Annotated in this window: 24 protein-coding genes and 1 riboswitch; of the genes, 23 read left to right on the top strand and 1 reads right to left on the bottom strand. The window is 53.2% G+C overall.

The annotated features are described in order from the left end of the window. The first annotated feature begins 61 nt into the window (after positions 1–61). The 20 genes from IM700_RS07870 (at position 62) to IM700_RS07775 (ending at position 18,288) form a co-directional block, all read left to right on the top strand. On the top strand, positions 62–628 hold the full coding sequence (locus IM700_RS07870; protein ID WP_155605421.1) for an NUDIX hydrolase: 567 nt from the start codon (positions 62–64) through the stop codon (positions 626–628). Further along, positions 625–1,869 carry an endonuclease Q family protein gene (locus IM700_RS07865; RefSeq protein ID WP_193415946.1) on the top strand — a complete coding sequence of 415 codons (1,245 nt, stop codon included), beginning with the start codon at positions 625–627 and terminating at the stop codon, positions 1,867–1,869. Before IM700_RS07870 ends, IM700_RS07865 begins: the two co-directional genes overlap by 4 nt. Before the next feature lie 63 nt (positions 1,870–1,932). Continuing rightward, positions 1,933–2,559, top strand: a complete 627-nt coding sequence (gene spoIIM, locus IM700_RS07860; protein ID WP_155605419.1) for a stage II sporulation protein M — start codon at positions 1,933–1,935, stop codon at positions 2,557–2,559. A gap of 389 nt (positions 2,560–2,948) precedes the next feature. Continuing rightward, positions 2,949–3,767 carry a DUF2935 domain-containing protein gene (locus IM700_RS07855; protein WP_193415947.1) on the top strand — a complete coding sequence of 273 codons (819 nt, stop codon included), beginning with the start codon at positions 2,949–2,951 and terminating at the stop codon, positions 3,765–3,767. Between the two features lie 219 nt (positions 3,768–3,986). Further along, on the top strand, positions 3,987–4,460 hold the full coding sequence (fur, locus tag IM700_RS07850; RefSeq protein WP_155605418.1) for a ferric iron uptake transcriptional regulator: 474 nt from the start codon (positions 3,987–3,989) through the stop codon (positions 4,458–4,460). 170 nt (positions 4,461–4,630) lie between these two features. Continuing rightward, positions 4,631–4,888: a DUF4227 family protein gene (locus IM700_RS07845; protein ID WP_239483694.1), complete on the top strand. Its 258-nt coding sequence runs from the start codon at positions 4,631–4,633 to the stop codon at positions 4,886–4,888. Between the two features lie 106 nt (positions 4,889–4,994). Beyond that, on the top strand, positions 4,995–5,966 hold the full coding sequence (xerD, locus tag IM700_RS07840; RefSeq protein WP_193415948.1) for a site-specific tyrosine recombinase XerD: 972 nt from the start codon (positions 4,995–4,997) through the stop codon (positions 5,964–5,966). 33 nt (positions 5,967–5,999) lie between these two features. Beyond that, positions 6,000–7,187 carry a phosphopentomutase gene (gene deoB, locus IM700_RS07835; protein ID WP_155605415.1) on the top strand — a complete coding sequence of 396 codons (1,188 nt, stop codon included), beginning with the start codon at positions 6,000–6,002 and terminating at the stop codon, positions 7,185–7,187. A 53-nt stretch (positions 7,188–7,240) separates the two neighbouring features. Then, the gene (locus tag IM700_RS07830; protein ID WP_193415949.1) at positions 7,241–8,077 is read left to right on the top strand and encodes a purine-nucleoside phosphorylase; all 837 of its coding nucleotides are present in this window, start codon (positions 7,241–7,243) and stop codon (positions 8,075–8,077) included. Between the two features lie 19 nt (positions 8,078–8,096). Continuing rightward, positions 8,097–9,428 (top strand): pyrimidine-nucleoside phosphorylase, encoded by a 1,332-nt coding sequence (locus IM700_RS07825; RefSeq protein WP_155605413.1) that lies wholly within the window; start codon positions 8,097–8,099, stop codon positions 9,426–9,428. A 223-nt stretch (positions 9,429–9,651) separates the two neighbouring features. Continuing rightward, complete coding sequence (locus IM700_RS07820; protein WP_155605412.1) at positions 9,652–10,842, top strand: D-alanyl-D-alanine carboxypeptidase family protein; 1,191 nt, start codon at positions 9,652–9,654, stop codon at positions 10,840–10,842. Between the two features lie 89 nt (positions 10,843–10,931). Then, positions 10,932–11,285, top strand: a complete 354-nt coding sequence (spoIIAA, locus tag IM700_RS07815) for an anti-sigma F factor antagonist (protein ID WP_193415950.1) — start codon at positions 10,932–10,934, stop codon at positions 11,283–11,285. A 29-nt stretch (positions 11,286–11,314) separates the two neighbouring features. Further along, on the top strand, positions 11,315–11,743 hold the full coding sequence (spoIIAB, locus tag IM700_RS07810) for an anti-sigma F factor (protein ID WP_059044801.1): 429 nt from the start codon (positions 11,315–11,317) through the stop codon (positions 11,741–11,743). 11 nt (positions 11,744–11,754) lie between these two features. Beyond that, the gene (gene sigF, locus IM700_RS07805; RefSeq protein ID WP_155605411.1) at positions 11,755–12,510 is read left to right on the top strand and encodes an RNA polymerase sporulation sigma factor SigF; all 756 of its coding nucleotides are present in this window, start codon (positions 11,755–11,757) and stop codon (positions 12,508–12,510) included. Positions 12,511–12,691: 181 nt separating this feature from the next. Then, positions 12,692–13,399: a purine-nucleoside phosphorylase gene (deoD, locus tag IM700_RS07800; RefSeq protein WP_193415951.1), complete on the top strand. Its 708-nt coding sequence runs from the start codon at positions 12,692–12,694 to the stop codon at positions 13,397–13,399. Positions 13,400–13,536: 137 nt separating this feature from the next. Then, positions 13,537–14,178: a stage V sporulation protein AA gene (locus tag IM700_RS07795; protein ID WP_155605409.1), complete on the top strand. Its 642-nt coding sequence runs from the start codon at positions 13,537–13,539 to the stop codon at positions 14,176–14,178. Further along, positions 14,178–14,600, top strand: a complete 423-nt coding sequence (locus tag IM700_RS07790) for a stage V sporulation protein AB (protein WP_155605408.1) — start codon at positions 14,178–14,180, stop codon at positions 14,598–14,600. The genes IM700_RS07795 and IM700_RS07790 overlap by 1 nt, the downstream gene beginning before the upstream one ends. A 27-nt stretch (positions 14,601–14,627) precedes the next feature. Then, entirely contained in the window at positions 14,628–16,274 is a 1,647-nt protein-coding gene (locus tag IM700_RS07785; RefSeq protein ID WP_193415952.1) for a spore germination protein, read from the top strand. A gap of 111 nt (positions 16,275–16,385) precedes the next feature. Continuing rightward, complete coding sequence (lysA, locus tag IM700_RS07780) at positions 16,386–17,714, top strand: diaminopimelate decarboxylase (RefSeq protein WP_193415953.1); 1,329 nt, start codon at positions 16,386–16,388, stop codon at positions 17,712–17,714. Between the two features lie 136 nt (positions 17,715–17,850). Continuing rightward, on the top strand, positions 17,851–18,288 hold the full coding sequence (locus IM700_RS07775) for a peptidylprolyl isomerase (RefSeq protein ID WP_155605405.1): 438 nt from the start codon (positions 17,851–17,853) through the stop codon (positions 18,286–18,288). 73 nt (positions 18,289–18,361) lie between these two features. On the opposite strand, the gene tlp is transcribed toward IM700_RS07775, so the two are convergent. After that, positions 18,362–18,589 (bottom strand): small acid-soluble spore protein Tlp, encoded by a 228-nt coding sequence (gene tlp / locus IM700_RS07770; RefSeq protein ID WP_193415954.1) that lies wholly within the window; start codon positions 18,587–18,589, stop codon positions 18,362–18,364. Positions 18,590–18,803: 214 nt separating this feature from the next. Continuing rightward, positions 18,804–18,966, top strand: a riboswitch (FMN riboswitch). Between the two features lie 284 nt (positions 18,967–19,250). Between tlp and ribD the strand changes: the two genes are divergently transcribed. From ribD to IM700_RS07755, 3 genes are all read left to right on the top strand, one after another. Further along, positions 19,251–20,378 (top strand): bifunctional diaminohydroxyphosphoribosylaminopyrimidine deaminase/5-amino-6-(5-phosphoribosylamino)uracil reductase RibD, encoded by a 1,128-nt coding sequence (gene ribD, locus IM700_RS07765; protein ID WP_193415955.1) that lies wholly within the window; start codon positions 19,251–19,253, stop codon positions 20,376–20,378. Then, positions 20,378–21,052: a riboflavin synthase gene (locus IM700_RS07760; protein WP_193415956.1), complete on the top strand. Its 675-nt coding sequence runs from the start codon at positions 20,378–20,380 to the stop codon at positions 21,050–21,052. The genes ribD and IM700_RS07760 overlap by 1 nt, the downstream gene beginning before the upstream one ends. A 245-nt stretch (positions 21,053–21,297) precedes the next feature. After that, a complete protein-coding gene (locus IM700_RS07755; RefSeq protein WP_193415957.1) occupies positions 21,298–22,536 on the top strand; it encodes a bifunctional 3,4-dihydroxy-2-butanone-4-phosphate synthase/GTP cyclohydrolase II in 1,239 nt (412 codons plus the stop codon). Positions 22,537–22,567: the final 31 nt, after the last annotated feature.

The following is a 22,567-nucleotide window of genomic DNA, read 5'->3' as shown; positions in this document are numbered from 1 at the left end:
CCGGCATGGACAAGTTATGAATGGATGAGGAGATCTTTTGCATAATGAAGGAGGAATCAGGATGGCAGCAAACGATAAGTTAATCGAAACTACGGTTTCTACGGAGCCGGTGTTTAGCGGAAAAGTGATTTCCCTGCAGATCGATACGGTAAAGCTTCCGGATGGAGTGATGGCGCAACGCGAAATCGTTAGGCATCCGGGCGCGGTTGCCGTGCTGGCGGTACGTGAGGGGCGCCTGCTGCTGGTCGACCAATTCCGTCAGGCGATGGGCCGCTGTGAATTGGAGATTCCGGCCGGCAAGTTGGAGAAGGGGGAAGACCCTGCGGAAGCGGCAGTTCGCGAGCTTCAGGAAGAGACCGGCTATCGTTGCGATAAACTGACGCATTTGCATTCGTTCTATACCTCACCGGGGTTCGCGGATGAAGTCATTCATCTTTATCTTGCCGAGCAGTTGAGTGCCGGGGAAATGTCACTGGATGAGGACGAATTCATCGAAGTCCAGGAGGCGACGTTGGAAGAGGCGCTCGACCTGATTGCCGAAGGGCGAATTGCCGACGCCAAAACGATCCTGGCAGTGTATATTTGGCAGCTCTGGAGCATCCGGGGTTCGGTGGGAGTAGAGGTATGAGCCAACAATCCGATGTAGCCTCGGATCGGCTGACAACCGTCTTTGCGGATTTGCACATCCACATTGGTCGAACCGGACGGGGGGACCCGGTCAAGATCAGCGGCAGCCGTAACCTGACCTTTGCCGGGATCGCGAAGGAGGCGGCGCTGCGTAAGGGAATCGGTCTTGTAGGCATCATTGACTGCCATGCACCCGGGGTGCAGGAGGACATCGAGTTGTGTCTGAAGCGGGGCGAAATGCAAGAACTAAAAGACGGGGGAATTGCCTATCAGGGGACGACGATTCTGCTTGGCAGCGAGCTGGAAATTCGTGAGCCAGGTATGGGTCCGGCGCATCTATTAGCCTTCTTCCCCCATTTGGAGCTGATCCGTGGCTTCACCGACTGGCTTAAGCCCAGAATGAAGAACGTCGGTCTTAGCTCGCAGCGGGTATACGCACCGGCCCGAACCCTGCAGGAGGAGGTTTACGCACGGGGAGGCATGATCATTCCTGCCCATATTTTCACGCCGCATCGCAGCATTTATGGCAGTTGTGCACCACGCATGTCCGATGTGCTGGATCTTTCCCTAATCAGCGCGGTGGAACTTGGACTCAGCGCCGATACCGATATGGCTGGGTTGATCAGCGAGTTGGACCCTTATACAATTTTAACGAATTCGGATGCGCATTCCCTGGGCAAAATCGGCCGGGAATATAACGAGTTGCGGCTTAAGGAAGCAAGTTATCTCGAGTTCACGAAGGCATTGCGACGTGAGGAGGGGCGGTTGGTGGCCGGCAATTACGGGCTGAATCCGCGCCTTGGCAAATATCATCGAACGTATTGCAGCAACTGTAACTACATCATCGATGAGGCGGAAGTTGCCGTGGAACGCTGTCCTTATTGCGGCAGCCCGAAGTTGGTTCGGGGGGTGCTGGACCGCATCCGCTCGATTGCGGATCGAATGGAGCCAAAGGTACCGTCTCATCGCCCGCCGTATCATTACCAGGTTCCGCTGGAGTTCATCCCAGGTCTAGGTCCCGCGAAATTGGAGTTGCTTCTCGATAAGTTCGGCACGGAGATGAACATTTTGCATCACGTGCCGGTAGCTCAGTTAGCGGAAGTGGCAGGGGCAGAGTTGGCCGAACGGATTGTTTTGGCACGAAGCGGCAGACTGGAGTTAAGTGCGGGAGGCGGCGGGATTTACGGCAAAGTGAAGAAATCCGAATCTGTCGAAAACCCTCTAGGAAAGAAGCAGTCATAGGCGGGCAGGCTTGTTCATAGTTTAGGATAAGACCCTAAAGAACAAGCTAGGAGGCAAAATTCGATGCTGCATCCCATTCGCCATGCGCTCAAAGATCAAACGCCGCTTTATGTTTTTGTTTCCGTGCTGTTTTTGATGGGCGTCGTATTCGGTGCCTTGATGGTAAATGCACTCACTTTGGAACAACAACAGGATATCTCCCGTTATTTGGGTGACTTTTTTCTGTCGATAAACGAGGGCGGTGTGGAGTTTCAGACGCAGGCCTTTTGGGACGTGGCCGCCTTGCATTTGAAATGGCTTGGTTTGATCTGGCTGCTCGGCTTGTCCGTCATCGGGTTACCGGGCATCCTGATCCTTGATTTCCTAAAAGGGGTGCTGATCGGCTTCACGGTCGGCTGCTTGGTCGGCCAATATACTTGGAAGGGACTGCTGTTTGCCCTGGTCTCAGTTGCCCCGCATAATCTGATCGTGATTCCAGCGTTGCTGATTGCCAGTGTGGCGGCTGTCGGCTTCTCATTAAATATTATTCGCTCGCGTGTTCTCATGAGCCGCACAGGTCAGGCCACTCGTCCGTTCCTCTCCTACACGGGGCTGACGCTGGCCATGGCCGCGGTGCTGCTCGCCGTTTCCTCATTCGAAACCTGGGTGACCCCGGTTATGATGGGCTGGGTTACGCCTTTGATTGCGTGAAATGGGGCTTGTATATTGAAATTCCCGCTTTCCCGGTTGTTGCTAAAGGCGTAAAATTACAAAAAAATCACATTTACGGCAAATTGACATCGTTCAGGATGTTTCCAAAGTGGATTTTCACTTTCTCGGAGGCATCCTTTTTCATTTTCTTCGTAATGTGACCGTTGAGGGAACAAAATGTTCGTGAGCGCTTGAACGTATACAACGGGCTTAAACTCATGGGGGGTGTTGAACAGGACAACGCGGAGTGTTAAAAAGAGCAGCAATCTACTGTCTTTGGCCGCTCTTTTTTATTCGATAGCATATTGAAACATGCCATTCCCATAAACTCTGTTAGTAGGTCAATTTGAACGATAAATTTTTTAAGAATTTTGGATGGAGGGATATTGTTGTCAGATCCTTTTGTTGTACGATCATTGGACGAGGTGCGTTTTTGGTCACGCATTATGAAAGAACATTCTTTGTTCCTTAAACTGGGTTTTAGATGCGAAGACACCCAACTAATTAATGAGGCAAATCAATTTTATACGATCTTCGAGGATATAGAAAGAAGAGCCCATTCTTTTCAAGCAGATACTGACCCCCAAACCATCAGACAGTTCAATTCGGAAGTTTACCATGCTGCTACTCACATCTGGGCATTCAAGAGGAAGGTACTCGGGCTAATATTGCGGTGCAAACTTCCGGGCGGAAACAATTTCCCTCTGCTTGTCGATCATGTCAGCCGGGAAGCAAGGTATTTCAGCAACAGATTGGAGGAACTCAATAACGGGAGGCTTGAACCATTAGCTGATGCGATTATCGATGAAAATATCTTTTTTCTTAAAATCATGGCAGATCACGCAAAGTTTATAGGCCATCTGCTTGACCCATCTGAACGAAAATTGGTGGAACAGGCAAGGGAGTTTAGCCATGAATTCGATACGCTGATGTATCAGGCTATTGATTTAAGTTCTATGCGCCCCGAGTCGCAGACTCATCCACTTTTAAGTCAATTTGTTGATGAAAACCGCGTTTCAGTTACATCTCTGCGCGATTTTAAAAAAACTGCGCGTGACCTAATTGAAGAGTGCCGAATCAAAAGTATCATTCACCCTTTGCTAGCGGATCACGTTTTTCGGGAGGCAGAGCGATTCCTATTTATTCTTGACATGTTTGATCGGTCGCTGTCCGGCATGAAGGTAAATAAGAAAGAAATTGTATTTTGAAATTGATCAAAAAGTGAATATGAACTGAACGAAAATCCACGAAGAAGTTCTTGATTTTTTATCTTTTGATTGCGTAAATGTGCGGGCCTCTGTTTGGTCTTGCAGAACGAAAGCGACTCTACCAAAATGTTTGACTTTGTTGAATAACTCCCCCTATAATGAAAGAAGTGGTTATAGAACTTTTTTTGGATGTGCGGCAAGGGCTGGGGGAGGGATAACATGGAAGCAAAGATCGAAAAAATCAAACAGCAGTTACAATCCCACGGTTACAAATTGACGCCCCAGCGGGAAGCCACGGTACGCGTATTGCTCGAAAATGAAGACGATCATCTCAGTGCGGAAGATGTTTTCATGCTCGTGAAGGACAAGGCGCCGGAAATCGGCCTGGCCACGGTCTATCGAACGTTGGAACTGCTCAGCGAGCTTCATGTCGTGGAGAAGATCAACTTCGGTGACGGAGTAGCCCGGTACGACCTGCGTACCGATACGACAAAACATCATCACCACCATTTGATCTGCGTTCAATGCGGGGCAATGGATGAAATCCGCGAGGATTGGCTTGGACCGCTCGAGGAACGCTTGGAGAAGGAATTCAACTTTACGGTGCTCGACCACCGGTTGGATTTTCAGGGCATTTGTTACCGATGCAAGGACAAGAACAACGACTCTCCGGGAAATGGCAATAAGAAATAGGATGATTAAGCCGAGCTCTTTACGGCCCTGCCGTAGGGAGCTTTTTACGTTGCCTGCGCGAATGCGAAGGCCGTATGGGCCGATTGAGGCAATCCCGCATACTCCCCTGTCCCTCTTTATATACTGAATACATAGGGTGTCCAAGCAAGGCTCGGACGCTGGAGGAACGATTGAGAGGATGGGGACTGTCTATGGTGATTTCACTTCGAAAATGGCTGAGATCGGGGAAATATTTGATCCTTTTCGTCGTACTTGCGTATACTTTGTATAGAGCGCTGGGGCTGCTGGATGATTACGTGTTTCGCGAGGACAAGTACCGCGTCCCCGAGGGCTCCGCGGTTAAGGTGTTTCGTGAAGGGGTACCGGGAAGCGCGGAGATGGAGATGATGACGGAGCGGCTGAAGCTATTTTTCTGGTATGGAGAGTAGTTGATCGGCAGGAGCAGCAGGGAATGAACGGCTTGATGTGGAATTAGTATCAAGGCGAATGGTTGAAAATATGGCTTGTGGACAACTGAGAAAGGAGGCGCAACGCATGGAACGGGATGCGGCCTCTTTTATTTCATTTTTGGCCGAGCAGCGAGGGTTAAGCGAGGCGACTCAGGCATCCTATTCACGGGATCTGAAGCAGTACATAACTTATTTACAGGACAAGCAGATCGACGAATATCGCCAAGTCACCCGCGCGGGAATTCTGCTCTATTTTGCTTATCTGAAAGAACAAGGTAAAGCTCCGGCGACGATTCAGCGGGTGTCCGTGACCCTTCGAGCCTTTTTTTTGTATTTATTGCGGGAACGACGGATTGACCAGAATCCCTTCGTGATGCTGGAGGTGCCGAAAGCGGAGAAGAAACTCCCGCAAACGCTGACGGTGGAGGAGACGGAACGGCTGCTTGAGACGCCCCGGCCGGATACCCAACTGGGACTTCGGGACAAGGCGATGTTGGAGCTGCTTTATGCAACCGGCATCCGTGTTTCGGAGCTGATCTCGTTGAATACGGCAGACGTAAATCTGGAACTCCAGTTTCTCCGCTGCTCAGGCGAACGGGGCAAGGAGCGAATCATTCCGTTTGGCGGGGTCACGTCGGAATGGTTGGATCGGTATTTGAGGGAAGGACGAACCCATTTGATCCCGAACGAGCAGGACAACCCTGCCTTGTTCCCCAATCGCCGGGGCGGGCGGATCAGTCGCCAGGGCTTTTGGAAGTTGATCAAGAGATACGGCCAGGAGGCCGGGATCTCGGCGGACATCACGCCCCATACCCTACGTCATTCCTTCGCCGTTCACCTGCTGGAACGGGGGGCGGACGTAGGGTCGGTGCAGGAGCTGTTAGGGCATGCCGACGCCTCGACGATTCAAATGTACGTAAGCCGTTCCAAGACCAATTTGAAAACGGTCTACGACGCCTTTCATCCTCGGGCCAAACGCGAGCCGGAGGCGCCGGAGACCACAGATGATGGTTCACCAAAGGACAGGCAGAATGTTTTCCCTTCAGGCAAGGGATAACTATAGCTGCATAGATTAAAGGAGTGATAGAAGATGCAAAACGGGAATCGTTTTAGAAAAATGACCGTCATCGTCCTCGACAGCGTGGGGATCGGCGAGCTGCCGGACGCGAAACAATTTGGCGATGAGGGTGCTCATACGCTTGGGCATATTCTGCAAACTGTGCCCGGTACTAAGCTGCCAAACCTGCAAAAATTAGGATTAGGTAATATTGCGGAGCTGCCGAATTTGAGCCCGGTGGCTGAACCGACGGCTTATTTCGGTAAGATGGCCGAGATTTCCTCGGGAAAGGATACAATGACCGGTCACTGGGAGCTGATGGGACTGAAGACCGAAACGCCGTTCCAAACGTACCCCAATGGCTTTCCGCGCGATTTGATCGCTCGCTTCGAGCAAGAAACGGGCCGCAAAATCATCGGGAACAAGCCGGCTTCGGGCACGGAAATTTTGGTAGAGCTTGGGGAAGAGCATATGAAGACCGGCAACTGGATCGTATACACCTCGGCCGATAGCGTATTCCAAATCGCCGCCCATGAAGAAGTCATTCCTCTGCCGGAGCTGTACCGGGCCTGTGAAATCGCCCGTCGGTTGACGCTTGAGCCGGAGCATTTCGTCGGGCGCGTCATCGCCCGTCCGTTTGTCGGTCAGCCGGGCAACTTCCAGCGTACGCCAAACCGCCATGATTACGCGGTGAAACCGCCGGAACCCACCGTACTGAACGCGCTGAAAAACGCCGGCAAGGAAGTTGTTTCTGTCGGGAAGATCAACGATATTTTCTCCGGAGAAGGCATTACCGCTTCGTATCCGACGAAGAGCAATCAGCACGGGATTGAGGAGACCTTGAACCGGATCGGCCAGGATTTCTCTGGGATGCTGTTCACGAATCTTGTTGATTTCGATTCCTTATACGGTCATCGTCGCGACCCTCAAGGTTACGCGCGCGCCCTGGAGGAATTTGACGCTGCGTTGCCGGATTTGCTGAAGAATGTGGGCGAGAACGACCTGTTGGTTATTACAGCCGATCATGGCAATGATCCGATTCATGCCGGAACGGACCATACGCGTGAATACGTGCCGTTGCTCGTTTATGGGCCAAGCCTGAACCAACCGGGCAGCCTAGGCGTCAGAGCTACTTATGCGGATTTGGCAGCGACGATCGCTGACAATTTCGGGGTACACGCGACCGAGCACGGCAAGAGCTTTTTACACGAACTTATCTAAGAGAGGTAGTTCCAAAAAGCGAGCTTTTATTTTGGACTTGGAGGATTTTTGAGATGACGACTACATTGACCATTGGTATGATCCGGGAGGCGGCGGAATATATCCGTTCCCGGTCGGCGCTTACGCCGAAGGTAGGATTAATTCTGGGTTCCGGATTAGGCGTTTTGGCCGACCACATCGAGCAGCCGGTTAGCATCGACTACCGCGATATCCCGTTTTTTCCGCAGTCGACGGTGGAAGGCCATGCCGGCGAACTGTTGATCGGCACGGTGCAAGGCACGGCCGTTGTGCTTATGAAAGGACGTTTCCACATGTACGAAGGATATGGTCCTGAAATGACCGCATTCCCGGTACGGGTCATGAAAGAGCTTGGTGTTTCTACGCTGCTCGTCACGAACGCTGCAGGCGGGGTGAACACGTCTTATCACCCGGGGGATTTGATGTTGATTTCCGACCATCTGAATCTGACCGGGAGAAATCCTTTGGTTGGACCAAATGACGAGGAACTCGGAGCCCGCTTCCCGGACATGTCTCAGGCGTATAGCCGCCGATTGCGTGACATCGCTCGGAAGATAGCCGCAGACAAAGGGGTGCCGTTGCAAGAGGGCGTTTATGCCGGTTTACTAGGCCCAACTTATGAAACGCCGGCGGAAATCCGGATGCTTCGGACTCTTGGCGCGGACGCTGTGGGGATGTCCACCGTCTCCGAGACGATCGTGGCCCGGCATGCGGGCATTGAAGTGTTGGGCATCTCCTGCATCAGTAACATGGCTTCCGGCATTTTGGACCAGCCGTTATCCCACCAGGAGGTTATGGAAACAACCGAGCGCGTTAGAGAGAAGTTTCTGAGCCTCGTGTTGTCCATTATCCCACAAATCGGAGAAGCTTAAGGAACGGAGGTAAGGAGCGATGAGAGCGGTAGATCTGATCCGTAAAAAAAGAGACGGCCAAGAGTTGACGAGCGAAGAGATCGTCTTCTTGGTGAAAGGGTACAGCGAAGGGCAGATTCCCGACTACCAAATGTCTGCTTGGGCGATGGCCGTTTTTTATCAAGGGATGACTGCCCGGGAAACAGCCGACCTGACGTTAGCCATGGCCGGTTCCGGAGATACGATTGACCTCGGCTCCATTCATGGCATCAAGGTCGATAAGCACTCAACTGGCGGGGTCGGCGACAAAACGACCGTGGTACTCGGACCTCTTGTGGCGGCTGCCGGCGTGCCGGTGGCGAAGATGTCAGGCCGGGGCCTGGGCCATACCGGCGGGACGATTGACAAGCTGGAAGCGATCTCCGGATTCTCCGTGGAGCTTGGGAAGGAACAGTTCTTCCGTCAGGTTAACGAAATCGGCCTGGCGGTCGTCGGCCAAAGCGGCAATATGACGCCAGCCGATAAGAAGCTGTATGCGCTGCGGGATGTGACTGCAACGGTAGATTCCATTCCGCTGATTGCCAGCAGTGTCATGAGCAAGAAGATCGCAGCCGGCGCAGATGCGATCGTGCTTGACGTGAAGACCGGCAGCGGCGCGTTCATGAAGACGCTGGAGGACTCGATCCGCCTGGCTAAGGCGATGGTCGATATCGGTACGCAGGTCGGTCGCCGTACGGTCGCAGTGATCAGTGACATGGACCAACCGTTAGGCCACGCGATCGGCAATGCGCTGGAGATCCAGGAAGCCGTCGCGACGCTGCGAGGGGAAGGGCCGGCGGATCTGGAGGAAGTTTGCCTGATCTTGGCCTCGCATATGCTGATACTCGGCGGCAAAGCTTCCGATGAAGAAGAAGCACATGCCATGCTGACTGCGCAGATCGATAGCGGCGAAGCCCTGGAGAAGCTGAAGCAGATGGTCGCCGCGCAAGGCGGGAACACGGAGCAGATCGACCATCCGGAGCTGCTGCCGACGGCAGAGCTGAAGGTGGACGTGAAGGCGAGCGCGAGCGGGTTCGTGGAATCGATCCAGGCGGAAGAGATCGGCATCGCCGCCATGATGCTGGGCGCTGGCCGGGAAACGAAGGATTCTGTCATCGATCTGGCGGCCGGGGTGGAGCTGCGCAAAAAGATCGGCGATCCGGTTGAAGTCGGCGAAACGCTGGCCGTGCTCCATTTCAACCCTAGCCATGAAACGGGCCGCGCGGAAGCGGAACGGCGCATCTTAAATGCTTACGGCATCTCCGGAACGAAGGTGCCGAGACGGCCGCTGGTTTTCGCGCTGGTGACGCCGGATGGGGTCAAGCGGTTCTAAGCTAGTGCGGTTAAGTCGCCGCGGTCCAGAGGTAAGAATCATGGGATCGTGTGAAATAGCGGTAATATTAGGCCTTAAAGGCCACTTATGTCCCTTATTCTCAATATGCCACAAAATCAAACGCCGAAAGGCGTTTTTTCTTTTTTGCGCAGGAATATTATCCCACTTTCATGCCGATACTAGGTTAGCAGAATCCAGACTTATGTCTAAAGGAGGACGAATCTTGAAAAGACGGGTGTTGATCTGGTTTGCCGCGTTCGTTTTGGCCGTTTCGGTATGGCCGACTTACACCAGCGCGGAACATGGTGGACCGCATGTGGGGGATGATGAAATCGCGTTGGCGGAAAATGCACTGTCCGCCGTATTAATCGATGCCGATACGGGTACGATCATTTACGAGAAAAAGAGCCACGAGAAGCTGCCCCCGGCCAGCATTACTAAAATCATGACGATGCTGCTGACGATGGAAGCGATCGATAACGGCACGCTGAAGTTGAACGACAAGGTCACCGCCAGCGAGTATGCGGCGTCTATGGGCGGGTCGCAGATCTTTCTGGAGCCGGGGGAAGCGATGACGGTCGATGAGCTGCTGAAGGGCGTTGCCATGGCTTCTGGGAACGACGCATCCGTAGCACTGGCAGAGAAGCTTGCCGGTTCCGAGAAAGCGTTCGTGAAAATGATGAATGAGCGGGCACAGTCGCTCGGGCTGAAGGACACGCATTTTGCCAACTGCAACGGCTTGCCGGTGGCCGATCACTATAGCTCGGCCCACGATATTGCCGTCATGAGCCGGGAGCTGCTGAAGCATGAGGGAATCACGAAATATACCGGCGCTTACCAGGATTACTTGCGGCAGGGGTCGGAGAAACCGTTCTGGCTCGTTAACACGAACAAGCTAGTTCGTTTCTACAGCGGAGCCGACGGTCTGAAAACCGGCTATACGTCGGAAGCGAAGTTCTGCCTGGCCGCCACCGCAAAACGCGACGGGCTGCGTTTGATCGCCGTGGTACTTGGGGAGCCAAACACAAAAACGCGGAACAGCGAAGTATCGGCCATGTTCGATTATGCCTTCTCGCAATACGCGCTGCTGCCGATTTATCAAGCGGGTGAAACGATCGGCAAGGTGAAGGTACAGAAAGGGATGAGCGCCCAGTTGGAACTGGCCGCTTCGAAGCCGTTTAACGTTCTGGTTAAAAAAGGCGTGAAGCAGGACAGCATCACCCATAAGCTCATCGCACCGGAAAAACTCGCAGCTCCGATCAAATCGGGTCAATCCGTCGGCAAATTGGTGGTGTATCAGGATGGCCGCGTGCTGACCGAATTCGAACTAACCGCACCTAACGATATCGATAAAGCCGGCTGGTGGACGTTATTTAAACGGACGGCGGCACACTTGTTTTTTGTAGATTCATAGGGCTTTTCTTCTAGTTTTGTCAGTCGGCAGGAATCCGGACCGGAAATCTAGAATTGTTGTGTTCATGTCAGGGAGGAGAGTGAACAGACGTGAATTTGCAAGTGGAAATGGAAAAACACCGCGAAACGTTAATCGTGCGCTTGAGCGGGGAACTAGACCATCACACGGCGGACGACGTCCGCATGCGGATGGATGAAGAAATCGCCCGTGGAAACTGCCGCAATCTCGTATTAAGCCTGAAGTCGCTGCAGTTTATGGATAGCTCCGGTATCGGAGTGATCCTCGGAAGATATAAGCTGATCAAGCAAAAGGGCGGGAAGATGGTCGTATGCGACGTCAACCCGCCGGTATATCGGCTTCTGGAAATGTCGGGATTGTTTAAGATCATGTCCATCTTCGAAAACGAGGATACGGCGCTGACGGATCTGGAGGTGGCCCTGTGAGTACCCAAGCGAATCAAGCCGGAAATTTTATGTCTCTCAAGTTTGCCGCAAAGTCCGAAAATGAATCGTTTGCCCGAGTGACCGTCGCCGCGTTCGTCTCCCAGCTGGATCCAACGATGGATGAGATCACCGACTTGAAGACGGTGGTGTCAGAGGCGGTCACGAATTCCATTATCCACGGATATGATGGGAACCCCGAAGGGGTCGTCTCCATTTCCGCTGAAATTGAAGGAGACACGGTAACTTTGATCATTGAGGATCAAGGCCGTGGCATTGAGGATGTGGAGTTGGCGAAACAGCCGCTTTATACGTCGAAGCCTGAACTGGAACGTTCCGGCATGGGCTTTACGATCATGGAGAATTTCATGGACGAATTCGACGTGATCAGCGAGATGGGCGGGGGCACGCGCATTCGGATGAAGAAAAGGATTGTATCCAAGAAAGCTTTATACAATTAGGGGTTGGATCTATGGATGCCGAAGTGAAGCAAATCTCGAGAGAGTTTTTGGACGACACGGAAGTGAAACGGTTGATCGCCCTGAGTCAATCCGGGGACAACGCTGCCAGAGACCGTCTGGTAAACTGCAACATTCGGCTTGTCTGGTCCGTCGTGCAGCGGTTTATGAATCGGGGATACGAACCCGAGGATTTGTTTCAAATCGGCTGTATCGGCCTGCTTAAGTCGGTGGACAAGTTTGATCTCAGCTATGATGTGAAGTTTTCTACGTATGCGGTGCCGATGATCATCGGGGAAATTCAGCGTTTCCTGCGCGACGACGGGACGCTGAAGGTCAGCCGTTCACTGAAGGAAATGGCGAACAAGGTTCGCAAGAAGAAGGATGAATTGTCCAAGCTGCTGGGTCGGCTTCCGACCGTCAAGGAAGTTGCCGAGGAGCTGGGGGTTACGCCCGAGGACGTTGTGTTTGCCCAGGAGGCGAATAAGCCGCCGGCGTCCATTCATGAAACGGTGTTTGAAAATGACGGCGACCCGATCACGCTGATGGATCAAATCGCCGATGAATCCCAGGAGCGCTGGTTCGACAAGCTGGCGCTGCACGAAGCGATCGATGGCTTGACCGATCGAGAGCGCCTGATCGTCTATCTTAGGTACTACCGCGACCAGACCCAGTCGGAAGTGGCGAGCCGGCTGGGCATCTCTCAAGTCCAAGTATCCAGGCTGGAGAAGAAAATATTACAGAGCATTCGCGACCAGATCGCGCAATGATCTGACATGCATTCACCCCTTCGGGCAGAGGCGGCATTCAGGAAGCCGCTGGAACCGAAGGGTTTTTTTACGCCATCAGATCTCTTTGCATCGTTTGCATCCATATACGTTGGTTGTCGCATCCTATATAATAAGAGAGTAGCAGCCATACCAAAAATGTTAGCAAGGGAGATACCAGAACATGAGTGTACATATCGCAGCTAAACCGGGAGATATTGCCGAAACGATCCTGCTGCCGGGGGATCCGCTCCGAGCTAAATTTATTGCGGAAACGTATTTGAGCGATGTCATTTGCTATAACGAGGTGCGCGGGATGCTTGGATTCACCGGTACCTATCAAGGAAAACGGATTTCCGTACAGGGGACCGGCATGGGCGTTCCGTCGATTTCGATCTACGTGAATGAATTGATGAAAGAATACGGCGTCAAAAACCTGATTCGCGTCGGAACTTGCGGAGGCATGCAGCAGCATGTTCGCGTACGGGACGTTATTTTGGCTCAAGCCTCCTGTACCGATTCAAGCATGAATCGCCATGTCTTCAGCGGGTACGATTTTGCGCCGATTGCCAGCTTCGAGCTGTTGAAGGCGGCCTATGAGCGTGGCGTGGAAAAAGGGCTCAAGCTGCATGTGGGTAACATTTTCAGCTCGGACATGTTCTACCGTGACGATACGAGCGTAACCCAATTGCTGATGAAATACGGGGTGCTTGGGGTCGAGATGGAGACGACAGCGCTCTACACGTTGGCCGCCAAATACGGTGCGAGAGCGTTGACGATTCTGACCGTCAGCGATCATTTGCTGACCGGCGAGGAGACGTCGGCCGAGGAACGGCAAACCACGTTTAAGCAAATGATGGAAGTGGCGCTGGACACAGCCGTATCGCTGTAATTCCGGAGCAACCAGAACGGGAAAAGCATGGGGGTATCTCCCCATGCTTTTTTTGTTGCCGCAAATTTATCATCAAGAGTAAAGCCCCTCCTCGCTTGGCATACTATGGGCAATACGCTAGTGGAAGGGTGGTTAGCATGGATAAGGATTCCGCTTCCATCGTCTATTTGCGTCTGCGCAAGCAGGTCGGGCTTCCCGCCGGGGTACCGATCCGGCTGCGAGACGTAGCCCGCGTCCTGGCGGAGCCGGAGCTGGAAGCCAAGCTGCTTCAGCTGGAGCTGGTCCGGCCGGAGCATCGCGACGGTAATTTGATCGTCATTGATATGCTGCAAGTCATCTCGGCCATTCAAGCCGAATTCCCGGGGCAACGTGTCGAATTGCTTGGTGAACCGCATGTTCTCGTTGAAATGATCAAACCCGAGAAGAAACCGTCTCCGCTGTTGTTCGCCTTGGTCTGGCTGCTGCTCTTCTTCGGGGCGGCCCTGACCATCATGAATTTCCACGCCGACGTCAGCATGCCGGAGGTACAGGTGCGAATCGTCGAGATGATCACCGGCGAGAAGGACGAGCACCCCTATCTGTTTCAAGGTGCCTATTCCGTGGGCATCGGCTTTGGGATGATCGTATTTTTTAACCATTTGTTCAGAAAAAAATGGAATGAGGAGCCGACCCCTTTAGAAGTTGAGATGTTCCTCTACCAGGAGAACCTTAATCAATACGTTGTCGCTGAAGAGTACAAAAAGATGAACCATGCCGAATCGCCGGCGGAGCGGTCCTGATGTCTCCCATCGCCGCGGGGTTGGCAGTATTCCTCGGCCTGGCTGGCGGCATTGCCGTGGGTGGCGGCGTGATCGCTTTGTTCATCGTGCTGGACATGATTCCGCGCCTGGCCCAGGTGACGAATTCTTACGACAAGGTGCACTGGTATGAAGGGGCGATGATTGCGGGGGCCGTGGTGGGTACAGTGGCGGACTTCTGGAATTGGCGGGTGACTGGGCCGTGGCTGGCGACCGGCATTGTCGGCTTGTTTAACGGCGTATTCGTCGGTATGCTGGCAGCTGCTTTGACCGAAGTGCTGAACGTGCTGCCGATTTTGGCCAAAAGGTTGCATATGCAGCGGTATCTGTTTGGCTTTTTGCTCGCAATGGTATTTGGCAAAATGGCGGGCTCCTTGTACGAATGGTTTATTTATAGACCGTGAACTCGAAGAAACGGAGGTTGATGTTGGATGGACCAGGATACGCAAGAGTCAACGCAGGAAGGGAAGGATCGGCCGCAGGCGATTCCGGACTTCGTACCCGAGGATGAGGAGAATTTTCTGCAGGAGAACTATCCGGAAGACGAGGCGATCAAACGGAAACGCGAAGCGGAGAGATCCGATAATGTGGAGGAGTCGGTGATCTATTGGCAGCAAAGCGATGCGATCAGCCGCAGCTTGACGACTACGAAACATACGTTGAAGGAAGTCGTCGGACTGGGGGAAAGTTTTGACGTCGTGTTTCGCGACATGACCTTTGGCGGTAAACGTACCTGCCTCGTCTTCATCAACGGGTTTGCCCGAACCGACGCCATGCAGGAAATCCTCAAGCGACTGACCTATCTGACGCCTGAAGATCTGACAACCGGGGCGCTTCGATCCTTTTTCGAACTTTATATCCCTCATATTCAGGTGGAAAAAACGGAGAAGCTGAGCGATGCCATCAACAAAACGTTAACCGGCATGAGCGCTCTGTTCATCGAAGGCGAGCAAACGGCGCTGATGATGGATACCCGGCAGTACCCGGTCCGCAGCCCGGAGGAGCCGTCTTTGGAGCGCGTCGTAAGGGGCGCACGGGACGGATTCACGGAGACGCTGGTTACCAATATTACCTTGGTCCGCCGCCGGTTGCGCGATCCAGGGCTTAAATTAGAGATGGTTAGTGTAGGCCGTCGAACCCGTACCGACGTGTGTATCGCCTACATCGATGATATCGTGGATAAAACGCAGGTCGATTCCATCCGCGAAAAGATCAAAGCGGTCAACATTGACGGCATTCCCCTGGCGGATAAGCAACTGGAGGAGGCGATCATTCACAGGGGCTGGAACCCGTACCCGCTGGTGCGTTACTCGGAGCGTCCGGACGTCGTTGCATCGCATCTGCTGGAAGGCCGGGTTGTTGTGTTCGTGGATACGTCGCCCAGCGTGATGATATTGCCGACGACTTTCTTTGATCTGTGTCAGCATGCAGAGGAGAACCGGCAAACCCCGTTTATGGGGACTTATCTGCGTTGGGTGCGCTTCTTTGGCATATTCGCCTCGCTCTTCCTGCTTCCAATCTGGCTTCTGGTCGTCGTCCATCCGGAGTTCAAGCCGGCGGGACTCGCCTTCATCGGACCCCAGGAGCAGGGAAAAATCCCGCTAATCGCTCAGTTCCTGTTGGTGGAGTTCGGCGTCGATCTCATGCGGATGGCGGCCGTGCATACGCCGACGCCTCTTGCGTCAGCGATGGGCTTGATTGCCGCCATCTTGATCGGGGATATCGCCGTCCAGACAGGGCTTTTCGTTAACGAGGTAGTCTTGTATATGGCAGTGGCCGCGATCGGGATGTTTGCGACGCCAAGCTATGAGCTGGGTCTCGCCAATCGTGTGGTGCGGCTCGCATTGCTGGTGGCGGTGGCGATCTTTGGCGCCCCTGGATTTGTCATTGGGATAACTTCGTTTATCGTGCTGCTGACTTTGCGCCGTTCGAATAACTCGTCTTACATGTGGCCATTTATACCTTTTAATGCAAAGGCGATGGCCGGGGTGTTATTCCGTGTTCCGGTGATGACATCCAAGCAAAGACCGTCCTCCAACAAGCCGCGGGACAATACGCGGATGCCGGGCAAACGGTGACGTTTAGGCTTGTTCAACAAATAACACAAATGATATTCCGAAAAATCCATTTTTCAGGTTGCCGGTTGTTTGCTATACTGGTGTAAAATTTGAAAGTGGAGGACTGCATAGATGTATTTACACGGTACCAGCAAAATTAATGCAAAAGGCCATCTCGAAATCGGCGGCTGCGATACGGTCGAGCTAAAGCAATCCTACGGAACGCCGTTGTATGTCGTAGATGAAGCTCTTGTGCGGCAAAGATGCCGTGAATATATGAACGCCTTCCGAGCATCGGGCCTGGCTTTCCAGGTTGCTTATGCCAGCAAAGCGTTCTGCGTCATGGCGATGTGCCGGCTGGCCGAGGAGGAGGGCTTGTCCCTGGACGTTGTCTCCGAGGGCGAATTGTTTACGGCCCTTCAAGCGGGATTCCCTGCGCAGCGAATCCATTTTCATGGCAACAACAAGACGCCGGATGAATTGGAAATGGCGATATCCGCCGGCATCGGCTGTTTCGTGGCTGACAATTTTACGGAGCTGCATATGCTTCAAGCGCTTGCCGCTGAGAAAGGCGTCACCGTGAATATTCTGCTGCGCGTAACGCCGGGGGTGGAAGCCCACACGCATGAATATATTTCAACCGGCCAAACCGATTCCAAGTTTGGGTTTGATATCGGCAACGGCTCGGCTATGGAAGCTGTTGAGTTGGCCAACCGAAGCTTGAATCTGCATTTGCTCGGCGTACATTCGCATATCGGCTCGCAAATTTTCGAAGTGGAAGGTTTCCAGATGGCGGTTGAGCGGGTTGCAGCGTTCGCTTTGCAGGTCAAGGAGAAGCTGGGCGTCACCTTCAAGGTCGTCAATTTAGGAGGCGGCTTTGGCATCCGTTATACGGAAGGCGATACGCCGCTGAAGGTTTCCGATTATGTCGGTGCGATTACGGATGCGGTCAAACGGGAATTTGCTGGTTATCCGCAGCTTCCGGAAATCTGGGTAGAACCAGGCCGGAGCATCGTAGGCGATGCGGGGACGACACTTTATACGGCGGGCACGAGTAAGGATATCCCTGGTGTGCGTAAATACGTCGCCGTGGATGGCGGGATGACGGACAACCCGCGTCCGGCCCTTTACGGTTCTAAATACGAGGCGATGCTCGCCAACCGTGGTAACGATGCGAACGAAGAGACCGTATCGATCGCCGGCAAATGTTGTGAGAGCGGCGACATGCTGATCTGGGACGTGGATTTGCCGAAGGTGAACAGCGGCGATTTGCTCGCCGTGGCTTGCACCGGCGCCTACAACTACGCGATGGCCAGCAATTATAACCGGTTACGCCGTCCAGCGGTCGTCTTCGTTCAAGACGGCCAAAGCGATCTGGTCGTAAAACGAGAGTCCCTGCAGGACCTAATCGCCTGTGACGTAATTCCGGAACGGATCGCCAAACAGCCTTCGTTGAAGTAAGCGACGAGGAGAAGCAGGAGTAAAGCCGAGGGGATCGGATTGTCCGATTCCCTCGGCTTTTTTGCTTGAAAGGCTTTTTTTTAGTAAACTGGAAGAGGTTTGTCCAATGACGCTAAGAAGAAGGGTGTGCACGGATATGAAAAAAGGTAAAATCGTATTGGAAAAAGGCGGCGAGGTCGAAATTCAATTCCTGCCCGAAGAAGCTCCGGGTACGGTCGCGAACTTCGAAAAACTGGCCAATTCCGGATTCTATAACGGACTCACGTTCCATCGCGTAATCCCGGGTTTTGTGGCTCAAGGCGGATGTCCGATCGGTAACGGAACCGGAGGCCCAGGTTACACCATCAAATGCGAGACGGATACGAATGTAACCAAACATGAGCGCGGGGTGCTGTCGATGGCCCATGCAGGCAAAGATACCGGCGGCAGTCAGTTCTTCATCGTATACGAAGCGCAGCCGCATTTGAACGGGGTACATACCGTGTTCGGCAAAGTGACTTCGGGAATGGAACTTGTGGACAATGTCCGTCCTGGCGATAAAATGAAGGAAGTTTCCGTTTGGGACGAAGCGTAAGCAGGTTCGAAGTGAAAGGGGTGCCCCGCAAGGCCAAGCAGGCTTGGCAGCGGAGCACCCCTTGATTCATTTTTTACGATTTTCTTTGATGAGCGGCTTCGTCCTTCACTTCTTCCCGGAAGCCTTCAATGGCGTGCAGCCGTTTTTCGTTCTTCTCCTGAACCTGTTTCTTCTCCTTGACGGAGATTTCATCGGCATGCTCACTGAGGTAATCTTGTCCCTCACGGAAATTCTCGATGGTGTTTTGAATGCTTCTTTGCAGCTTATCAACGTTGTCGGAGCGATTGTCCGGTTTAGCCACGTTCATTCCTCCTGAGTATGGGATTTGTCAATACGATATCGACTTTAAGGTTGGCTATTTCGGGAGGTTTTTATGCACCTTGGTTCCCGGGAGATAGGGGGATGAAGATTCCTTGCACGAATGGAATTGAGGCAGGGTGTAGTGACGAGTAGGCTTGATTTTTGACAGGAATAGTGCTAACATTCGTCTTGCAGTTATGCAAACCTAATATTAAGCAATCCTTCGGGGCAGGGTGAAATTCCCTACCGACGGTGATGGCTCATTGGACGCTAGTCCGATGTAGCACAAGTCCGTGACCCGCAGTGCTTTCGTAAGCATGCGGCTGAGCCGGTGAGATTCCGGGACCGACAGTATAGTCTGGATGGGAGAAGGAAAACGCGGGAGCACGTACGTTATTTTATTTGCGAAGGTGTTCGGATTTCGAGAGTTCAATCGACCAAGTTCTATTTTTCACATTTGATTTTGTGAAGGAGCTTTGGCGATGCTAGCTTTTCGCCATAAATTTATCGTCCTTGTTTATCAATGGATAAGCGGCGGCGTGATTTTAGGCGGAGGCGCTCTTTGATTTAGCGTAGAACTACTCTCATGATCAACCCTGCCGGATTGCGGCAGGGTTGTTTTTGTTACTGAGCGACAGGCAAGGACGGAAGGAGGATGGAGGATGAAGGCGATCGACGACGATTATTACATGACTTTAGCGTTAGACATGGCGGAGCGGGCGCTGGGACAAACCGAGACGAATCCGGTCGTCGGCGCCGTTGTCGTTAAGGAAGGGACGTTGGTTGGACTTGGTACCCACTTGCAGCGGGGGACTCCGCACGCGGAGGTGCATGCCTTGAACATGGCCGGTTCCCAGGCCGAAGGCAGCACGGTATACGTCACATTGGAGCCTTGCAGTCATCACGGTTTGACACCCCCTTGCGCGGAGCGGTTGGTGCTCGAGAAGGTGGCACGTGTCGTGATTGCCTGTGAGGATCCGAATCCCCTGGTTGCCGGGAAAGGAATCGAGTTGCTGCGTACCGCCGGGATTGAAGTTAAAGTTGGCGTGCTGCGCGACCGGGCCTTGAAGCTGAATCGCCGGTTCATCAAGTTTATCACCAGCGGCTTGCCGTATGTGACAATCAAATCTGCCAGCACGCTGGACGGAAAACTTGCAAGTCGATCCGGGGACAGCAAATGGATCTCGAACGAGAAAGCGCGGGAAATCGTGCACACGATGCGGCATCGCCATCAGGCGATTATGGTTGGCGTGTCGACGATCGTAGCCGATAATCCGCAGTTGTCAACCCGTTTAACTGTCCCGGGGTTATCGCCCGTACGGGTCATTGCGGATTCCACGCTTCGCATTCCCGAGACGGCGCAGATCCTTCACGATGGGATAGCCCCAACTTGGATCGTGACAACAGAGCAGGCTGACCCGGACAAAGCTGAGCGGCTGACCGAGCTTGGCGTCGAGATTCTTCGTTGCGGAAGCGGCCCACAGGTCGATCTCAATGAGGCGTTAGTTCAGCTCGGACAACGGGGCATATCCTCCGTACTCGTTGAAGGGGGCGGTCGATTGAATGGCTCGTTGCTGGAACGTCAATTGGTGGATGAAATCGTGATCTTCTTCGCCCCCAAGATCGTCGGCGGGAGCGAAGCGCCCGGAAGTTTTAGCTTCGCCGGGTTTGATCTTATGCGGGACGCGGTCTCGTTACGCGACATGGAAGTCGAACAAATCGGGGATAATGTGTGCATCCGAGGAATTCCGGTCTGGGCACAGGCTGAAGTGAGGGAGGAGGATCACTGATGTTTACAGGACTAGTGGAGGAGATCGGCACGATGAAGTCGATCAGCCGCAAGGGCGAAGCGATGCTACTGAGCATTTCGGCGAAAGTCGTTACGGAAGGCATCAAGCTGGGCGACAGCATTTCTGTTAACGGTGTATGCTTAACGGCAACCTCGTTCGACGCTTCCTCCTTTACGGTAGATGTCATGCCGCAGACGTACCGCAACACGAATCTGAAGGATCTAAAACCAGGCAGTCGCGTGAATCTCGAACGAGCCATGGCGGCCAATGGACGATTCGGCGGGCATATCGTACAGGGGCATGTTGACGGAATCGGTACGATTGTCGGGACCAGTCAGGATCAAAATGCGGTCGTGTTTCAAATCCGACCCGGGAAATCATCCTTATTGAAATTCATTATTCCAAAAGTATCGATTGCCGTGGACGGGATCAGCTTGACGGTGGTCGAAGCGGAAGGCGGGATGTTTACGATTTCCATTATCCCTCATACGCTAGCCGAAACCGTACTGGCCTTTAAGCGGGCCGGGGACACCGTCAACCTGGAATGCGACGTACTCGGCAAATACGTGGATCATCTGCTGAAGTATGGCAGAGGTAGCGGCGATCCGGGGGAAGAGACCGGAGACGAGTCGGGAATCAACCTCCCGTTTCTGGCAGCGAACGGGTTCGTTTAAAAAAGTCGGGGGTTAAATGACGACATTTTGAACTACAACTTCAATAAAGGTTCAAGAGGTTGGATTTGGAGCACCAAGAAGGTTGAATGAAGCTAGGGACTGAGCAGCACAGCGTAGCTGGAAGCTACGTGAGCAGCGGAAGGCCCGGGTGAATGCAAGATTCGCCGCCGAATCAACCTTCTCGAGCTGCTTCGTGATCCAAAGACGACATTTTGAACTACATATAAAACAAGGAGGGGAAAGCTATGGGTGATATCGTATTAGACCGAGTCGAAGAAGCAATCTACGAATTGATGCGGGGCAAGGTCATTATCGTCGTTGACGATGAAGACCGGGAGAATGAAGGGGACTTTGTGGCCCTGGCTGAAAAAGCGACGCCGGAAGTGATCAACTTCATGATCACTCAAGGGCGCGGACTGGTCTGCCTGCCGATTACGGCGGAGCGAGCAGAGGAACTGGATTTGCAGCCGATGGTGGCGCAAAATACCGATAACCACGGGACGGCCTTTACCGTCTCCATCGACCATAAGGATACGATGACAGGAATCTCGGCCTATGAGCGTTCCTTGACGGTTAAGGCCATCATGGATCCGAACGCCAAGGCTGCGGACTTCCGCCGGCCGGGCCATATGTTCCCGCTGATTGCCAAAAAGGGGGGCGTGCTGCGGCGCGCCGGTCATACGGAAGCGGCGGTCGACTTGGCCCGGATGTGCGGCGCCTATCCGGCCGGCGTGATCTGTGAGGTCATCAAGGAAGACGGAACCATGGCTAGGTTGCCGGATTTGGTGGAAATCGCCAAAACCTATGACCTTAAATTGATCAGCGTCAAGGACCTGATCCATTACCGCAATGAAAAGGAGAAGCTGGTCACGCGCGAGGTCGAGGTGCGCATGCCAACCGATTACGGTGAATTCCGCGCCGTCGCCTACACGAATGATGTCGATAACAAAGAACATGTCGCGCTGGTCAAAGGCGAGATCGACGGCGATGAGCCGGTGCTGGTGCGGGTGCATTCCGAGTGCTTGACCGGAGACGTGTTCCACTCCCACCGGTGTGACTGCGGACCGCAGTTCGAAGCGGCACTGCGGCAGATTGAGGAAGCCGGCAGAGGGGTGCTGCTCTATATGCGCCAGGAAGGCCGGGGGATCGGCTTAATCAACAAGCTGAAGGCGTATAAGCTGCAGGAACAAGGCTTTGACACGGTTGACGCCAACCTGAAGCTCGGATTTCCCGCTGATCTGCGCGATTATGGAATCGGAGCGCAAATTCTCAAAGACCTGGGTGTCCGCCAAATCCGTCTGATGACGAATAATCCGCGGAAGATCAAAGGTTTAGAAGGATACGGTCTGGAGGTAGTTGAACGCGTGCCGATTCAAATGAAAGAAAACGCGGATAACACCAAGTATCTGCATACCAAACAAGCCAAGTTGGGGCATTTGCTCAAATTTGATGATTTGGAACAGGATGAATCCTCCCGCGTCTAAGGGCGTATCCGCAAAAACGAAATTATCCACT

The sequence above is a fragment of the Paenibacillus rhizolycopersici genome, from assembly GCF_014947195.2.
GTDB classification, from domain to species: domain Bacteria; phylum Bacillota; class Bacilli; order Paenibacillales; family Paenibacillaceae; genus Fontibacillus; species Fontibacillus rhizolycopersici.
This window is presented reverse-complemented; position numbering and strand designations above follow the sequence as displayed.

What these genes read in the sequence shown, in the direction of transcription:
- IM700_RS07865 (WP_193415946.1), top strand. Translation starts at nt 625, where the DNA reads ATGAGCCAACAATCCGATGTAGCCTCGGATCGGCTGACAACCGTCTTT.
- IM700_RS07795 (WP_155605409.1), top strand. Translation starts at nt 13,537, where the DNA reads ATGGATAAGGATTCCGCTTCCATCGTCTATTTGCGTCTGCGCAAGCAG.
- deoD (WP_193415951.1), top strand. Translation starts at nt 12,692, where the DNA reads ATGAGTGTACATATCGCAGCTAAACCGGGAGATATTGCCGAAACGATC.
- fur (WP_155605418.1), top strand. Translation starts at nt 3,987, where the DNA reads ATGGAAGCAAAGATCGAAAAAATCAAACAGCAGTTACAATCCCACGGT.
- xerD (WP_193415948.1), top strand. Translation starts at nt 4,995, where the DNA reads ATGGAACGGGATGCGGCCTCTTTTATTTCATTTTTGGCCGAGCAGCGA.
- IM700_RS07830 (WP_193415949.1), top strand. Translation starts at nt 7,241, where the DNA reads ATGACGACTACATTGACCATTGGTATGATCCGGGAGGCGGCGGAATAT.
- deoB (WP_155605415.1), top strand. Translation starts at nt 6,000, where the DNA reads ATGCAAAACGGGAATCGTTTTAGAAAAATGACCGTCATCGTCCTCGAC.
- IM700_RS07785 (WP_193415952.1), top strand. Translation starts at nt 14,628, where the DNA reads ATGGACCAGGATACGCAAGAGTCAACGCAGGAAGGGAAGGATCGGCCG.
- IM700_RS07870 (WP_155605421.1), top strand. Translation starts at nt 62, where the DNA reads ATGGCAGCAAACGATAAGTTAATCGAAACTACGGTTTCTACGGAGCCG.
- spoIIAB (WP_059044801.1), top strand. Translation starts at nt 11,315, where the DNA reads ATGTCTCTCAAGTTTGCCGCAAAGTCCGAAAATGAATCGTTTGCCCGA.
- IM700_RS07755 (WP_193415957.1), top strand. Translation starts at nt 21,298, where the DNA reads ATGGGTGATATCGTATTAGACCGAGTCGAAGAAGCAATCTACGAATTG.
- IM700_RS07760 (WP_193415956.1), top strand. Translation starts at nt 20,378, where the DNA reads ATGTTTACAGGACTAGTGGAGGAGATCGGCACGATGAAGTCGATCAGC.
- IM700_RS07790 (WP_155605408.1), top strand. Translation starts at nt 14,178, where the DNA reads ATGTCTCCCATCGCCGCGGGGTTGGCAGTATTCCTCGGCCTGGCTGGC.
- IM700_RS07775 (WP_155605405.1), top strand. Translation starts at nt 17,851, where the DNA reads ATGAAAAAAGGTAAAATCGTATTGGAAAAAGGCGGCGAGGTCGAAATT.
- ribD (WP_193415955.1), top strand. Translation starts at nt 19,251, where the DNA reads ATGAAGGCGATCGACGACGATTATTACATGACTTTAGCGTTAGACATG.
- IM700_RS07825 (WP_155605413.1), top strand. Translation starts at nt 8,097, where the DNA reads ATGAGAGCGGTAGATCTGATCCGTAAAAAAAGAGACGGCCAAGAGTTG.
- lysA (WP_193415953.1), top strand. Translation starts at nt 16,386, where the DNA reads ATGTATTTACACGGTACCAGCAAAATTAATGCAAAAGGCCATCTCGAA.
- sigF (WP_155605411.1), top strand. Translation starts at nt 11,755, where the DNA reads ATGGATGCCGAAGTGAAGCAAATCTCGAGAGAGTTTTTGGACGACACG.
- spoIIM (WP_155605419.1), top strand. Translation starts at nt 1,933, where the DNA reads ATGCTGCATCCCATTCGCCATGCGCTCAAAGATCAAACGCCGCTTTAT.